Here is a 14,359-nt window from a genome sequence, read left to right as displayed (position 1 = left end):
CCCCCTGCATCGTCGGCCCTAAGGACCCGGCGCAAGCCGCGATGCAGCCGGCCGCGCGCCGTAGCGGCCTACGATAGCAGGTTCAGCCGGTCTTCGCCTGCTTCTCCTTGGCGGCGGCTTTCGGCGCCGCCTTGGGCTTGGCAGCAGCTGCCTTCGCCGCCGGCTTCTTGGTCGCGGGCTTCTTCGCAGGCGTGCTTGCCTTCGTCTTGCCAGCCGATTTCGAGGGGCCCTTCGTGCCGCTGGCCTCGGCCTTGGCGTTGACCAGTTCGACCGCCTGCTCGAGCGTGATCGCTTCCTGCGTCATCGTCTTCGGCAAGGTGGCATTGACCTTGCCCCAGTTGACGTAAGGGCCGTACTTGCCGGCACGGACCACGAGCTTGCCGCCGCCGGGGTGCTCGCCGAGCTCACGGCCCGGCGCCGCCGCGCCGCGGCTGAAGCGCCCGCCACCACCGCTTTCCTTGGCGACGATCAGGTCGATGGCGCGGTTGGCGCCGATCTGCAGGATGTCGTCGTCCTTGTCGATATTGGCGTAGGTCTTGCCGTGCTGGACGTAAGGCCCGTAGCGACCGATGCCGGCGAGGATCGGCTCGCCGCTTTCGGGGTGCTTGGCGACCTCCTTGGGCAGTGACAGCAGGGCGAGCGCCTTGTCGAGGTCGACGCTGGCCGCGCTCATGCCCTTGGGCAGGCTGGAGCGCTTGGGCTTCTCGCCCTCGCCGAGCTGGATATAGGGGCCGAAGCGGCCGTCGCGGATCGTGACCTCCTGCTCGGACACGGGATCCTTGCCGAGAATGCGGACGCCAGGCGCACCTTGGCCCCCCTCGGCCGTCGCCTCGCCCTCATTGGCCTGGACGGTGAGGGGACGCGTGTAGCGGCATTCGGGATAGTTCGAGCAGCCAACGAAGGCGCCGAACTTGCCGAGCTTCAGCGAGAGCGTGCCAGTGCCGCAAACCTGGCAGGCGCGCGGGTCGCTGCCATCCTCGCGCGGCGGGAACACATGGGCGCCGAGCACGCCGTTCAGCGCCTCCAGCACCTCGGTGACGCGCAGCTCCTTGGTCTCGCCGATCGAGGCCGTGAACTCCTCCCAGAACTCGCGCAGCAGCACCTTCCAGTCGATCTCGGCGTTCGAGACCCGGTCGAGCTGCTCCTCGAGATTGGCGGTGAAGTCGAACTCGACATAGCGCTTAAAGAAGCTCTCGAGGAACGCCGTCACCAGCATGCCCTTGTCCTCGGGCACGAGGCGCTTCTTCTCGACGCGGACATATTCGCGGTCGCGCAGGGTCGAGAGCGTCGCGGCATAGGTCGAGGGTCGGCCGATGCCGAGCTCTTCCATGCGCTTGACGAGGCTGGCCTCCGAATAGCGCGGTGGCGGCTCGGTGAAGTGCTGCTCGGCGGCGATGGCGCGCTTCTCCAGCGGGTCGCCGTCCTTCATCGCCGGCAGCTTCTTCGAATCCTCGTCCTCCTCGTCGTCGCGGCTCTCCTGGTAGAGCGTCAGGAAGCCGTCGAAGAGGACGACCTGCCCGGTGGCGCGCAGCTCGAGATTGCGGGCGCCGACCTTGGCCGCGATGTCGACCGTGGTGCGCTCCAGCGAGGCGGACTCCATCTGGCTGGCGATAGTGCGCTTCCAGATCAGTTCGTAGAGGCGTGCCTGCTCGGGCTCGAGGTGGCGCGCGACCATCGCCGGCAGCCGGCCGAGATCAGTCGGCCGGATCGCCTCGTGGGCTTCCTGCGCGTTCTTGGCCTTGACGGTGTATTTGCGGGGAACGCCGGGGACGTAGTTCTCGCCGAATTCCTTGCCGATGACGCGCCGGGCGGCGGCGATCGCCGAGCCGTCCATGTCGACGCCGTCGGTACGCATATAGGTGATGAGACCGACCGTCTCGCCGCCGATGTCGACGCCCTCATAAAGCCGCTGCGCGAGCTGCATGGTCCGGGCGGGCGCGAGGCCGAGCTTGCGCGAGGCCTCCTGCTGCAGCGTCGAGGTCTGGAAGGGCGGCTGCGGATGGCGCTTGACCGGCTTGGCCTCGACGCTGGCGACGCTGAAGGCGGCGCTCTCAAGCGCTTCCTTGAAGGCCTTGGCCTCGTCGCCGGTGCCGATGTCGAGCCGGGTGATCTTTTTGCCGTCGGCGCCGACGAGGCGCGCGTCGAAGACGCCGCCGGCGGCCGTGGCCAGTGTTGCGACCAGCGACCAATATTCCCGCGCCCGGAAGGCCTCGATCTCGCGCTCGCGGTCGCAGACGATGCGCAGCGCCACGGACTGCACGCGGCCGGCCGATCGCGCGCCCGGCAGCTTGCGCCAGAGCACCGGCGAGAGCGTGAAGCCGACGAGATAGTCGAGCGCCCGGCGGGCGAGATAGGCATCGACCAGGGCCTGGTCGACCTGACGCGGGCTGGCGAGCGCCTTCTGCACCGCGTCCTTGGTGACGGCGTTGAAGGTGACCCGCTCGACCGGGATGCCCTTCAGCGCCCGCTTGGCGTTGAGCGCCTCCAGCACATGCCAGGAAATCGCCTCTCCCTCGCGGTCCGGGTCGGTTGCGAGGATCAGCTTGTCGGCGCCCTTGAGCGCCTTGACGATCTCGGAAACCTGCTTGGCGCCGCGCCCCTCGATCTCCCACTTCATGGCGAAGTCGTGCTCAGGATCGACTGATCCGTCCTTGGCCGGCAGATCGCGGATATGGCCGAACGACGCCACGACCTCGTAGTCGGAGCCGAGATATTTGTTGATCGTCTTGGCCTTGGCCGGCGACTCGACGACGAGGAGCTTCATGGTGCGGTGTCTCGATAACAGCCTCATCGGAGCGCGGAACCGGCTCCATTGGGAGCGATCTCGCGACCGGAAAAGGCCCGGCGTTTCGGAATTGCGCGCGAAAGTGGTTCAGGGCGCAGGCCGTGTCAAACCCCGATTGCGCTTTCGCCGCGCTTGGCGGCGTTTTGGCCACAATCCCTCGGGTCCGCCGTCAGATGGCGGGTCGGCGGCCCACGCACAAGGGCCGGGCGCTGAATGTGATGAAAGCCGGTGTCAGCCGAGTGCCTGGTAGAGCTTGGTCAGGAAGCCGTCATAGGACGCGCCCTCGATCCAGCGCAGCACCGCGACAAGATCGTTCGCGGGGTCGACCAGGATCACATTGGTCCCAGCCCCCAGCGCCCAGAACGCTTCGGCCGGCACGCCGGGCTTCGCCGAGGGGGCCCGGTTCAGCCACCAGAGATAGCCGTAATTGGCGAGCGTAGGCGAAGGCGTCACCATCTGCGCGACCCAGTTGGCGGAGAGCAGGCTGCGGCCATTCCAGTTGCCCTTGCGGGCCATCAGGAGCCCGAAGCGGGCATGGTCGCGCGCGCCGATGAAAAGCCCGCCACCCCAGTGGCCGCCGCCCGGCACGGACTGCATGCGTCTGCCGTCGATTTCGACGTAGGAATTCTCGTAGCCCTGCCATTCCCAGTCCTGGGACGCTCCGATCGGATCCATGATCCGCTCGCGCAGCACCTCGGGCAGCGGCCGGCGGAAGCGCTGCAGCAGGCAGTAGCCGAGCAGGTTCACGCGGACGTCGTTGTACTCGTAGAAGCTGCCGGGGGCGTGCATTTCCCGCCGCTGGCCCTTGCGGCTGTTGTCGGCGCCGGGGCCGATCTGGCGGTTGTGGTCGACCTGGTCGGACTTCTCGAAGATCTCGCCCTGCCATTCGCTCGACTGCTGGAGCAGGTGGCGCCAGGTGACCTTCGCATTATGGGCACTCTCGAAGAAGGGCCCGGCGACGCGCTTGCCGACCGGCTCGTCGAGATCGCGGATCAGCCCGTCATCGACCGCGAGCCCCGCCAGCACGGCCAGATAGCTCTTGGCGATCGAGAAGGTCATGTCGGTGCGGCTGGTGTCGCCCCATTCGGCGACGATGCGGCCGCCTTTCAGCACGAGGCCGGCGGGGCCGCCGCGCTCTCGCACCGGTCCGACGATCTCGCTCCACGGCCCGGTTTCGTTCCACTCGACGTTCCCGACATAGCGGCCATCCGGATAGTACAGGCTGCGCGGCCAAGGGCTTTCATGCGCCTGGGCGAATGCGACGGCGGCGTCGAGCCGGGTGGAATCGAAGCCGGCCTGTGCAGGCGCGATCGCATTCCAGAGGGAGCCATGGGCGGCCGGGACATAGGCGTCGGTGGACAATGCGGGGCTCCTCGCAGCGGTTGGTCGGCGGCGGGGCCGCTCGAGCAAGGCGTAGCCGCGTTTTGCGCAGACTGCCATCCATGCCCAAGCATGGTGACAACGGTCCCGGACCGCTTGCGCCTGCGCCGACTCGCGCCTAAACACCCCTCTTCAAATGACATCGCCAGCACCGCTCTATCCGCACCGGCATCTCCTCGGCATCGAGGGGCTCTCCCATTTGGACATCGAGGCGCTGCTGGACAGGGCGGATGCCTATGTCGCGCTGTCCCGCCAGGTCGAGAAGAAGACCGCGACGCTGCGCGGGCGCACCCAGATCAACCTGTTCTTCGAGCCCTCGACCCGTACGCAGGCTTCTTTCGAACTGGCCGGAAAGCGCCTCGGCGCCGACGTCATGAACATGTCGGTCGCCTCCTCTTCGGTGAAGAAGGGCGAGACGCTGATCGATACGGCAGCGACGCTGAACGCGATGCGCCCCGACATCATCGTCGTGCGCCATCACGCCGCCGGCGCCGTAAACCTGCTCGCCCGCAAGGTCGGCTGCTCGGTGGTCAATGCCGGCGACGGCGCCCATGAGCATCCGACACAGGCTCTGCTCGACGCGCTGACGATCCGTCGCAACAAGGGTCGCATCGCGGGTCTTACCGTCGCGATCTGCGGCGACATCCTGCATTCGCGCGTCGCCCGCTCGAACATCATCCTGCTCAACGCGCTCGGCGCGAAGGTCCGCCTGATCGCGCCCTCGACGCTGCTGCCGGCCGGCATCGAGCGCATGGGCGTCGAGATCTTCACCGACATGAACAAAGGGCTGGAGGGCGCCGACATCGTGATGATGCTGCGCCTGCAACTAGAGCGCATGCATGGCGCCTTCGTGCCGTCCTCGAAGGAATATTTCCGCTATTACGGGCTCGACCGCGACAAGCTCGGCCGCGCCCAGGCCGACGCGCTGGTGATGCATCCCGGCCCGATGAACCGCGGTGTCGAAATCTCCTCCGAGGTCGCAGACGGCGCCCAGTCGCTGATCCGCGAGCAGGTCGAGATGGGCGTCGCGGTGCGCATGGCGGTGCTCGACGCGCTGGCGCAGCACCTGCCCAACATCTGACGCGCGATGCTGAGGCTCGCGCTCGATTTCTTCGCAGCCAAGGCCCGCGCCACCCTGTGGCTGCTGGCTCTGGCCTACGCCACGCTGGCCGCGATGCTCCTGCATGGCGATCCGCGCTCGGGCTGGAATTGGGCTTTCGTAGTCGGCGGCGCCCTCGTCATGCTGCTGTTCGTCGGGCTCGTGCGCTTCTGGCTCGCATTCTTCAGGGGTCTGGGAGACCGCAATGGCTGACTCGCAGGACACCGTCATCGTCAGCGCCGAACTTGTCGATCCGGCGAGCGGGAGTCAGGGCAGGGGCGCGCTCCTGCTGCGGGACGGTCTCATCGCCGATGTCGCCTGGGGCGCTGCGCCGGAGGCGCCCGAAGGGGCGCGTCGCATCGACGCGAAAGGGCTCGTGGTCGCGCCCGGCCTCGTCGACCTGCGCGCCTTTCTGGGCGAGCCCGGCGCCGAATTCCGTGAGACTCTGGGCACCGGCTCGCAGGCTGCGGCTGCCGGCGGGGTGACGACAGTCGTCTGCAGGCCGGATACCGATCCGCCGATCGACGATCCCGCGATCATCGACTTCATCAAGCGCCGCGCCCGCGACAAGGCGATCGTCAACGTCCTGCCCTGCGCCGCCCTGACCAAGGGGCTGCAGGGCAAGGAGATCACCGAGTTCGGGCTTCTGCTTGAGGCGGGCGCGGTCGCCTTTGGCGATGGCGCCAAGGCGCTGCGCAATCCGCAGATCATGCGCCGGGCGCTGGTCTATGCCCGCGACTTCAATGCGCTGATCATGAATCATGTCGAGGATCCGGATCTGCGCGGTTCGGGCGTGATGAACGAGGGCGAATTTGCCAGCCGCCGCGGCCTGCCGGGCATTCCGCGCGAGGCCGAGACGGTGATGCTGGAGCGCGATATCCGCCTCGCAAGGGCGACCGGCGGCCGCTATCACGCCGCGATGATCTCCTGCACGGACTCCATCGAGCTGGTGCGCCGCGCCAAGGCCGATGGTGTACGCGTCACCTGCGGCGCCTCGATCAACAACCTGACCCTGAACGAGAACGACGTCGGCGACTACCGCACCTTCTGCAAGGTCTCGCCGCCGCTGCGCGACGAACAGGAGCGCCTCGCCCTGGTCGCTGCTCTGGCCGAAGGCGTCATCGACGTTGTCGTCTCCGACCACGACCCGCAGGACGTCGAGACCAAGCGCCAGCCTTTCGCCGAGGCGGCGGACGGAGCGCTCGGCATCGAAACGCTGCTCTCGGCTTCGCTGCGCATGGTCCAGGCCGGCCAGATCGGGCTGCCGGACCTGCTGGCGGCGCTCTCGATGCGCCCCGCCAACCTGCTTGGCCTCGGCTGCGGGCGGCTCGCGCCCGGCGCACCGGCCGACCTGATGCTGCTCGACATCGACGCGCCCTATGTCGTCGACAAGCGCAAGCTGAAGTCGCGCGCCAAGAATTCGCCCTTCGACGAGGCCAGGCTCGAAGGCATCGTGCAGGCCACTTTCGTCGGCGGTCGCATGGTCTATGAGGCCTCCGCGGCCTGAGCTGGCGCTCAGCGGGCCGTCGGGCGGTCTTCGACGCGCCGGTCCTCGGTGGCCGACGCATCGCTGATTCAGTCTGATCAGGCCTGTGGGCCCTGCGCCTTGCGCGACCGCCGCAGCTTGGCTGCAGGCTTCGGCGCGTGGATCGGTTGCATCGTCGCGAAGACGGGGTTGGGGGAGTGGTCCAGCGTCGCGCCCGTGCTGGCGTCGACGACGACACCGACGACGCCACCAATAATCACGTTCCCGGCCAGGCCGGCGGCGCCTCCGCCGCTGACCCCGGTCGTGACGGCGATCTGCTGGGAGCGGTGGCCTGGCAGTTCGAAGGTGGCGATGAACTCCTGCTTGCGGCTGATCGGAAAGGTGCAAGGTGTCGCCTGGCAGACGAGACCTGTCGACGTCATGACCTTGGCACCCGGCGGCTCCGAGTTGAAGGTCACATCCTCGTTCGTCCCGCGTGTCACCGTCCCGCACGCGCTCACGCTGATCGCGACGGCGATCGTCATCAGAATTCGCATTATTTTAAAAGCCCCTAGGTCAGTTCCCCGACAGGCTGGTTGCATGCAGCCGTAGTCGAGTCGAGCATTCGAAGAGTCCGTCAGGACGTTATCCAAAGGAGCGATGTTCACGCTGCATCGCGATCCGCCGGTGCATGGCTCGAAAAGGCCGTTTCTTCCCCAGCGTTTCGTGCTCTAACCTGCGGTGCTGCGAACCGGGGAAGGGATGGCATGCAGGAGACGTTGAACTGGGGCCTCTCCTGGCCTGCCTTTGCCGCTGCGCTCCTCGTCGGCTACCTGCTGGGCTCGATCCCGTTCGGCGTCATCCTGACGAAGCTCAGCGGGGGGCCGGATTTGCGCAGCATCGGCTCGGGCAATATTGGCGCCACCAATGTGCTGCGCACCGGCAACAAGAAGCTCGCAGCGTTGACCCTGCTCGGCGACATGCTGAAGGGCACGGTTGCGGTGCTGATCGGTTTTCATGCGCTGGGCGGCCCGCAAGCCGCGCTCGTCGCCGGGCTCGGCGCCTTTCTCGGCCACCTCTTTCCGGTCTGGGTCGGCTTCAAGGGTGGCAAGGGCGTCGCCACGTATCTTGGCATCCTGATCGGGCTGGCCTGGCCGGTCGCGCTAGCCTTCGCAGCGATCTGGCTGTCCGTCGCGAAGCTCTCGAAATACTCCTCGCTCTCGGCGCTGACGGCGAGCGTGGCGACGCCGCTGATCCTCTGGTTCGCGGCCGGCCAGCGCCAGGCGGCCCTGCTCATGGCCGCGCTGACGGTGTTGCTCTGGTTCATGCACCGCAGCAACATCGCCCGGCTGCTCTCCGGCAGCGAGGGCAAGATCGGCCAGAAGGGCTGAAGCGCATGGCTGGCATCGTCCTCAGCGATCGCCAGCGCCTCGATTGGCTTCGCCTGATCCGCAGCGAGAGCATCGGACCGCGCACCTTCCGCTCGCTGATGAACCGCTATGGCGGTGCGGCCGCAGCCCTCGAGGCCTTGCCCGGCCTCGCCAGGCAGGCCGGTCGCAACATCCGCATCGCCACGATGGCCGAGGCCGAACGCGAGGCCGAGGCGCTCCACCGGCTCGGCGGCCGCCTGATCGCGCTGGGCGAGGCCCAGTATCCGCGCGCCCTCCAGGCCATCGACACCGCCCCGCCGCTGCTCGCGGTCCTCGGCCGGTCGGACGTGCTTCTGAGGCCCTGCGTAGCGCTGGTCGGCTCCCGCAACGCATCCGCCGCCGGCATGAAGTTCACCGCGCGCCTGGCGCGCGACCTCGGTGAGGCCGGCTTCGTCGTGGTTTCCGGCCTGGCACGCGGCATCGACACCGCGGCTCATGAGGCCAGCCTGCAGGCTGGCACCGTCGCGGTCCTCGCCGGAGGTCTCGACGAGGTCTATCCGCCGCAGAACATCCCGCTCCTGCAACGTCTGCTGGAGGAGGGCGCCGCGATCAGCGAGATGCCGATCGGGCTGGCGCCGCGCGGGCGCGATTTCCCGCGGCGCAACCGCCTCGTCTCCGGGCTCTCGCTCGGGACGGTCGTGGTCGAGGCAGCCCGCAAGTCCGGCTCGCTGATCACGGCGCGCTTCGCCAATGAGCAGGGCAGGCTGGTTTTCGCCGTGCCGGGCTCCCCGCTTGATCCGCGCGCCGAAGGCGGCAATCACCTGATCCGAGAGGGCGCGATTCTCTGCGCCGAATCTGGCCATGTCATCGAGGCGCTGACGCCGCTCCTCGACAACGATCTCGGCCCTTTGCCGCTGCCGCCACTGCATGACGGCGCGGGCGAGGACGCAACGCAGGCCTTGTGGGACGAACTCGACCTGCCGGGCATCGGATCGGCTCCCTCGGCGTCCCTGCCTGAGCCCGAAGCTGTTGTCGTTGCGACGCCGGACGCCGCCGGCTTGGTGGACCTCAGGCGGCTCGTCCTGCAGCTCCTCGGCAGTACGCCGATCTCGGTGGACGATCTCGTGCGGGCGAGCGGGCGTTCGGCGCGGGAGATCAGTCACACCCTACTGGACCTCGAGCTCGACCAGCTGATCCGGCGTCACCCTGGCGGCTCCTTGACCCGCTCCGAGCCCTGAGATGCGAGTAGAAGGGCTGCTGCAATCTGCGGTCGCATTCGCCGGCTGGCATCGTTGCGATGAGCTCCGCGTGATTGCCGGTTGATGGGCTACTCCGTCCAGTTTGCGCCCTTGTCGGTCCCCGAGCGCTCAAGGCGCTCGCCGAGGATCGACGCTTCCAGCCGCGCCATTTCGAGAAAATAGGCGAGGCTGTCGAGATCCGCCGATTGGGCCATTGCGCGCAGGCCCGCAGCCAGACCTTCGATATAGCCAGCCACATCACGTTGTGTCGCGTCTGGCGGACGGGATTCGTGACGAAACGGATGACTTTCCCCACCCAGCGCCTCCGGCGCGATCGCGTCGCGTCGGAGTTTCGCAGCAACCGGCTGGGCCAGTTGCGAAACCGGTCGGCTGCGTGGTTTTGACGTCATCGCCGAGGGCCCCCGCGAGTCATGGCAAATCCGGATGGTCGAAGCGCGACTTCGCGCATCAAAAGGCGTGTTGAGTTCATGCAATCATAGCGTGTGTATCGTCATGATCTCAAGCGCAGGTGTTGGGTTCAGGTTAGGAAAAGCACCGCCAGCGGGAGCGTAGCGAGGGCGAGAAGAGTTTGGAGGGTGGTGATCTCCGCCATCAGCGGCGCGTCGCCGCCCAGATCGCGCGCCAGGAAATAGGCGGCCGTGGCCGTGGGCACGGAGGCCGCGATGACGGTCATTGTCAGAGCAGGACCAGTCAGGCCGAGATAGCGGGCGATCGTCCAGGCCAGCAGCGGCATCACGACGAGCTTGATGCCGATCGCGATCGCGTGAGGGAGCCGCGGCCGCGCCAGGCTGCGCAGGTCGAGCCCCGAACCGACGACCAGAAGGCCGACACCCAGTGCGGCACGACCCATGACGTCGAGATAGGTGATGATCGCAGCTGGCAGGAAGCCCTGTACCTGGTTCAGGGCTAGGCCGACGGCGGAGGACCAGATGAACGGATTGAAGACGATCGAGCGCACCGTGGCGCCTGCGCTCATCGGGCGTCCATTCGCAAAGCGCGCCAGCACGAGCACGCAGAGGATGTTGAGCAGCGGAATCATCGACGCCACCGCGATCGCCATCAATGTGGTGCCGTCGCGTCCTTGCAGCCCCGCCGCCAGCGCGAGCGCGATGAAGGTGTTCCACCGGACCGAACCCTGGAAGATCGAGGTGAAGGCCGGGCCTCCGATTCCGGCGCGCAGCAACAGCGGCCGCAGCGCCAGCAGCAGGCCCGCGACGGCGAGGATCGCCAGCACGAGGCTCATGCCCATGGCCAGAACCGGAAGCCGGCCGAGGTCGGCGACCGCGAGCGTATGGATCACCACGGACGGAAACAGGACCTGATAGGTCAGCCGCTCGACGCCGAGCCAGTGAGCCTGCGAGAGCGTGCCGCGAACTTTGAGGACCCAGCCTGTCGCAATGACGAGGAAGACGGCGATCAGGCTGGAGAGCATGGCATCTGCGTTGGGTCAGGGAGTGGGCGACATCGGAACGTGGGCTGCCCCGGGCGGGCGGCTCAACGGAACAAGAGGCACGGCCTTCTCGTTGATCTCATGAGGCAGTCATGATCAGCGCGGGAGGCCTTCGCGCCACTCCTTTCATGGCCGCCATCGCGGGGCAAGCGCTGCAGGTTCGGGGGGCATTGCGTCCGCCGCAATCCGGCCGCGATTGGTTCACGGAGCATTCAAGCGGCGGGAGCGAAGCTTCCCGTCAGGCCGGGAGACCCCGGCAAGAAGGAGAACTGACCATGATGTCTCTCAGGAAGACCGCGATCGTCGCGCTCGCTTCGGTGGGCGTCGTCTCGGCCGGCTTCGTCACGCCCGTCTTTGCCGCGCCGCGCTCATTCGATGCGGCCAAGCTCGACAAGGCGCCGGCCGAATACAGCTATTACCGCGGCTATCGCGGCTATCGGGGCGGCTACTATCGCGGCAATCGCGGCGCCGCCATTGCGGCTGGTGTCGGCCTCGGCATCCTTGGCGCGGCGGCGATCGCCTCGAGCCGCAGGGCCTACGCCGACCCGTACTATGACGGCTACTATGCGCCCGCGCCGGTCTATGCGCCTGCGCCGGTTTACCGTCGCTACTACGGGCCGGACTATTACTACTATCGCTGAGGCCTGACCGAGCCCATTGCGAGGAGCTGCGCGCCGCAGGGTGCGCAGCTCCTTCCGCATTGAGCACAGCGAAGCGGTCGATCCGGATTAGTCCTCCGGTGAGCGATCCGCCTCGAGGCGCATCAGGCGGTCGAGCGCGCCCTGGAGAATGTAGGCTGCAGCCATCTTGTCGACGACTTCGGCCCGCTTGGCGCGGGAAGCATCGGCGTCGAGCAGCGTCCGCGTTACGGCCAGGGTCGACATGCGCTCGTCCCAGAACACGATCGGCAGGCCCGTCAGGGGCCCAAGATTGCGCACGAAGGCGCGCGTCGACTGCACGCGCGGGCCTTCCGTGCCGTCCATGTTGAGTGGCAGGCCGATGACGAGCCCGGAGACGGCGTGTTTCTCGGCGATCTTGAGCAGGGCGGCCGCGTCCTGCCCGAACTTGACCCGTCGGATCGTCTCCAGCGGTGTCGCGATCTGGCGCTCGACGTCCGAGAGCGCGAGGCCGATCGTCTTGGTCCCAAGATCGAGGCCGAGCAACCGAGCATGGTTGGGCAGGTCGAGAAGGGCTTCGAGGGGCACGACATTGCTGGACATGCGCTTGGCGGTAGCATGCGCCGCTGCCCGAGGCGAGCGGCGCATGCCTGTCCGTAGTTAGCTCAGCCCTGCGGCTTGACGCCGGCAGCGGCCAGAGATTGCGCCCATTTGTCGACTTCGGCCGCGAACAGCTTCGCATGGGCGTCGCGGGTCCAGTCGGCCTCGGGGAAGGTGCTGGTTCCGAAGGCCTTGAACTTCTCGATCACGGCTCCGTCCTTCAGCGCCACGCGCAGCGCGCCGTTCAGCTTGTCGAGTACGGGGGCAGGGGTGCCCTTCGGCGCGTAGAGGCCGTGCCAGATCGTCATGTCGAGCTTGGAACCGGCCTCGGTCATGGTCGGCGTGCTCGGCAGCACGTCGAGCCGCTGCGCCGAGGTCACGGCATAGGCCCGGATGCTGTTGCCCTGGATCTGGGGAATCGCCGAGGTGGACTGGTCGCAGAGGATGTCGATCTGTCCGCCGACGAGATCATTCATCGCCGGCCCGGTGCCGCGATAGGCGACCTGGTTGAACTTTGCCCCGAGCTGCTGGGACATCAGGACGGCGCAGAGATGCGAATTGGAGCCGACGCCGGCATGCGCGATCGTGAGCTTCTCGGCGTTCTGCTTGATGTAGGGGAAGAAGGCCTTGGCGTCCGGCGTCGGCAGCGCAAGCTTGCTGGCGATCACCATCGGTCCGGTGTTGACCAGCCCGATCGGGGCGAAGGCCGTCTTCGTGTCGTAGCCGAGATTGGCATAGAGCGCCGGTGCCGCCGCGAGCGCGAGATGGTGGATCAGGATCGTATGCCCGTCCGGATCGGCGGCCGCGACGCGCTTGGCGCCGGCCGTTCCGCCCGCGCCGGCAACGTTCTCGACCACGACCGGCTGCCCCAGCGTCTTGCTCATGTTCTCGCCGAGCAGACGCGCGATCACGTCGCTCGGCCCACCCGCCGCGAAGGAAACGATCACCGTGATCGGCTTGGTGGGAAAGGCTTGTGCCGATGCCGGTGCGGTGAGCCCGGCTGTCAGAAGTCCGAATGCGGACAGGCTCGTCGTCAGCAGCCCGGCAAGGGCCGCCCTCTTGGTCATGCTCATGCGTATCCTCCGGTGGGTCGTGATGAACGGCCGCTCTGTGTCGGCTTTGGGAAAGTTCAGGGACCTAGAACGCGTCAGCGAAGATCGGACTGGTAGTGAGCCTCCTCCGTCAGACACAGGCTGAGACGACGCTCGACGGCCGAGCCGTCGAGCGAAAGCGCGATGCGGTCGATCTCGAGCGCAGGAGTGCCGGCCGCGACGCTGAGATGCGCGGCTTGTTCGGCGGTCAGCGCCACCGCCTTCAGCCGCTCGCGGGCGTTCGCGACGGTGATGCCGTAGCGCGTGGCAAACAGGCTGTAGAGGTTGTTCGGCACGGCTGAATCCTGCAGCCCCGGGAAGACCTGCTCGGGCAGGCTGACGGTCTCGAGGATCAGCGGCTTGCCGCCGAGCGAGCGAATGCGGCGGATCCGGATCACACGTTCGTCCGGCTGCAGGTTCAGCGCGGCGCTTTCGGCCGCATCGGCAGGTTCGCTGGCGATGTCGAGCACCCGGCTGTCCGGAAAGCGCGCGACGCCGTCATCCGAGACCAGCTTGAAGAACTGGAACAGGATACGCTGCTCGTCATGCTCGGCGACGAAGGTCCCGCGCCCCTGGCGACGCACCAGCAGGTTCTCGGCCGCTAGTTCGTCGAGCGCCTTGCGGACCGTGCCCTGGCTGACGCCGATCTCGTTGGCGAGCTGGCCTTCGCTCGGCAGGGCCATGCCGGGCGACCAGACGCCGTCGACGAGTCGGCGCACGAAGTGCTCCTTCACCTGCCTGTAGAGCGGGCGAAATCCCAGGATTTCGGCTCCGGCGGGCGATTCCGGCCGTGTCGCATTTTCGAGCTTGTGCTCAGTCATGTGTCTTATATAAGACTTGTCGCAAGGCCGGTCGAGTCCTGAATTCGGGCCAGTTCCGAGGCAGGCTCCCGCCCGACAAGAAACGTCGTGAGGAGACATCGATGAGCAAGCCCCACCTGCTGGTGCACGAGAAGAAGGATACGGTCGGCGTCGTCGTCGTCGAGGGCCTGAAGGCCGGCACCGACATGCTGTGCGTGGTCACGCACGACAATTCCGATTTCCGCCTGACGGCGAAGATGGACATCCCGATCGGCCACAAGGTCGCGCTCAAGGACATCAAGAAGGGCGAGACGATCTGGAAATACGGCCAGGACATCGGCGCGGCGCGATCCGATGTGAAGCAGGGCGAGCACCTGCACGTCCACAACGCCAAGACCAAGCGCTGGTGAGCGCAGCACTGCCAAATTCGGTCTGAATTCAAG

General features: G+C 67.2%; 15 protein-coding genes. 7 read left to right on the top strand and 8 right to left on the bottom strand.

Going from position 1 to position 14,359, the window contains the following annotated elements; genetic code table 11:
* Positions 1-82: 82 nt before the first annotated feature.
* Together topA and VGN82_RS14890 are read right to left on the bottom strand one after the other, a co-directional pair.
* On the bottom strand, positions 83-2,764 hold the full coding sequence (topA, locus tag VGN82_RS14895) for a type I DNA topoisomerase (protein ID WP_327527797.1): 2,682 nt from the start codon (positions 2,762-2,764) through the stop codon (positions 83-85).
* A 252-nt stretch (positions 2,765-3,016) separates the two neighbouring features.
* Positions 3,017-4,147 carry a serine hydrolase domain-containing protein gene (locus VGN82_RS14890; protein WP_327527796.1) on the bottom strand — a complete coding sequence of 377 codons (1,131 nt, stop codon included), beginning with the start codon at positions 4,145-4,147 and terminating at the stop codon, positions 3,017-3,019.
* Positions 4,148-4,301: 154 nt separating this feature from the next.
* On the opposite strand from VGN82_RS14890, the gene VGN82_RS14885 reads away from it, so the two are divergent.
* From VGN82_RS14885 to pyrC, 3 genes are read left to right on the top strand one after another with little or no spacing between them, the layout of a single operon-like run.
* Positions 4,302-5,246 (top strand): aspartate carbamoyltransferase catalytic subunit, encoded by a 945-nt coding sequence (locus VGN82_RS14885; protein ID WP_327527795.1) that lies wholly within the window; start codon positions 4,302-4,304, stop codon positions 5,244-5,246.
* Between the two features lie 6 nt (positions 5,247-5,252).
* Positions 5,253-5,477, top strand: coding sequence for a hypothetical protein (locus VGN82_RS14880; protein ID WP_327527794.1), 225 nt, complete (start codon positions 5,253-5,255; stop codon positions 5,475-5,477).
* Entirely contained in the window at positions 5,470-6,771 is a 1,302-nt protein-coding gene (gene pyrC, locus VGN82_RS14875) for a dihydroorotase (RefSeq protein WP_327527793.1), read from the top strand. The genes VGN82_RS14880 and pyrC overlap by 8 nt, the downstream gene beginning before the upstream one ends.
* Positions 6,772-6,848: 77 nt before the next feature.
* Here the strand turns inward: pyrC and VGN82_RS14870 are convergent, their stop codons facing one another.
* Positions 6,849-7,274, bottom strand: coding sequence for a translation initiation factor 2 (locus tag VGN82_RS14870; protein WP_327527792.1), 426 nt, complete (start codon positions 7,272-7,274; stop codon positions 6,849-6,851).
* 222 nt (positions 7,275-7,496) lie between these two features.
* Here VGN82_RS14870 and plsY point away from each other — a divergent pair, with 222 nt between their 5' ends.
* On the top strand, positions 7,497-8,120 hold the full coding sequence (gene plsY / locus VGN82_RS14865; protein ID WP_327527791.1) for a glycerol-3-phosphate 1-O-acyltransferase PlsY: 624 nt from the start codon (positions 7,497-7,499) through the stop codon (positions 8,118-8,120).
* A 14-nt stretch (positions 8,121-8,134) separates the two neighbouring features.
* Positions 8,135-9,337, top strand: a complete 1,203-nt coding sequence (dprA, locus tag VGN82_RS14860) for a DNA-processing protein DprA (RefSeq protein WP_327527923.1) — start codon at positions 8,135-8,137, stop codon at positions 9,335-9,337.
* Positions 9,338-9,426: 89 nt separating this feature from the next.
* Here the strand turns inward: dprA and VGN82_RS14855 are convergent, their stop codons facing one another.
* The gene (locus VGN82_RS14855) at positions 9,427-9,831 is read right to left on the bottom strand and encodes a hypothetical protein (RefSeq protein ID WP_327527790.1); all 405 of its coding nucleotides are present in this window, start codon (positions 9,829-9,831) and stop codon (positions 9,427-9,429) included.
* 44 nt (positions 9,832-9,875) lie between these two features.
* The gene (locus VGN82_RS14850; RefSeq protein WP_327527789.1) at positions 9,876-10,790 is read right to left on the bottom strand and encodes an AEC family transporter; all 915 of its coding nucleotides are present in this window, start codon (positions 10,788-10,790) and stop codon (positions 9,876-9,878) included.
* A gap of 293 nt (positions 10,791-11,083) precedes the next feature.
* Here VGN82_RS14850 and VGN82_RS14845 point away from each other — a divergent pair, with 293 nt between their 5' ends.
* Positions 11,084-11,449 carry a hypothetical protein gene (locus tag VGN82_RS14845; RefSeq protein WP_327527788.1) on the top strand — a complete coding sequence of 122 codons (366 nt, stop codon included), beginning with the start codon at positions 11,084-11,086 and terminating at the stop codon, positions 11,447-11,449.
* Between the two features lie 87 nt (positions 11,450-11,536).
* Here the strand turns inward: VGN82_RS14845 and ruvX are convergent, their stop codons facing one another.
* From ruvX to VGN82_RS14830, 3 genes are all read right to left on the bottom strand, one after another.
* A complete protein-coding gene (gene ruvX / locus VGN82_RS14840; RefSeq protein WP_327527922.1) occupies positions 11,537-12,028 on the bottom strand; it encodes a Holliday junction resolvase RuvX in 492 nt (163 codons plus the stop codon).
* A gap of 62 nt (positions 12,029-12,090) precedes the next feature.
* Positions 12,091-13,098 (bottom strand): tripartite tricarboxylate transporter substrate-binding protein, encoded by a 1,008-nt coding sequence (locus VGN82_RS14835; protein WP_327527787.1) that lies wholly within the window; start codon positions 13,096-13,098, stop codon positions 12,091-12,093.
* A gap of 74 nt (positions 13,099-13,172) precedes the next feature.
* The gene (locus VGN82_RS14830; protein WP_327527786.1) at positions 13,173-13,937 is read right to left on the bottom strand and encodes a GntR family transcriptional regulator; all 765 of its coding nucleotides are present in this window, start codon (positions 13,935-13,937) and stop codon (positions 13,173-13,175) included.
* Positions 13,938-14,038: 101 nt separating this feature from the next.
* On the opposite strand from VGN82_RS14830, the gene VGN82_RS14825 reads away from it, so the two are divergent.
* The gene (locus VGN82_RS14825; protein WP_327527785.1) at positions 14,039-14,326 is read left to right on the top strand and encodes a UxaA family hydrolase; all 288 of its coding nucleotides are present in this window, start codon (positions 14,039-14,041) and stop codon (positions 14,324-14,326) included.
* Positions 14,327-14,359 lie beyond the last annotated feature (33 nt).

Origin of the sequence: Allobosea sp., from assembly GCF_035999205.1 — a bacterium.
GTDB lineage: Bacteria > Pseudomonadota > Alphaproteobacteria > Rhizobiales > Beijerinckiaceae > Allobosea.
Note: the sequence above shows the minus strand (reverse complement) of the source record. Positions and strands in the feature narration are given on the sequence as shown.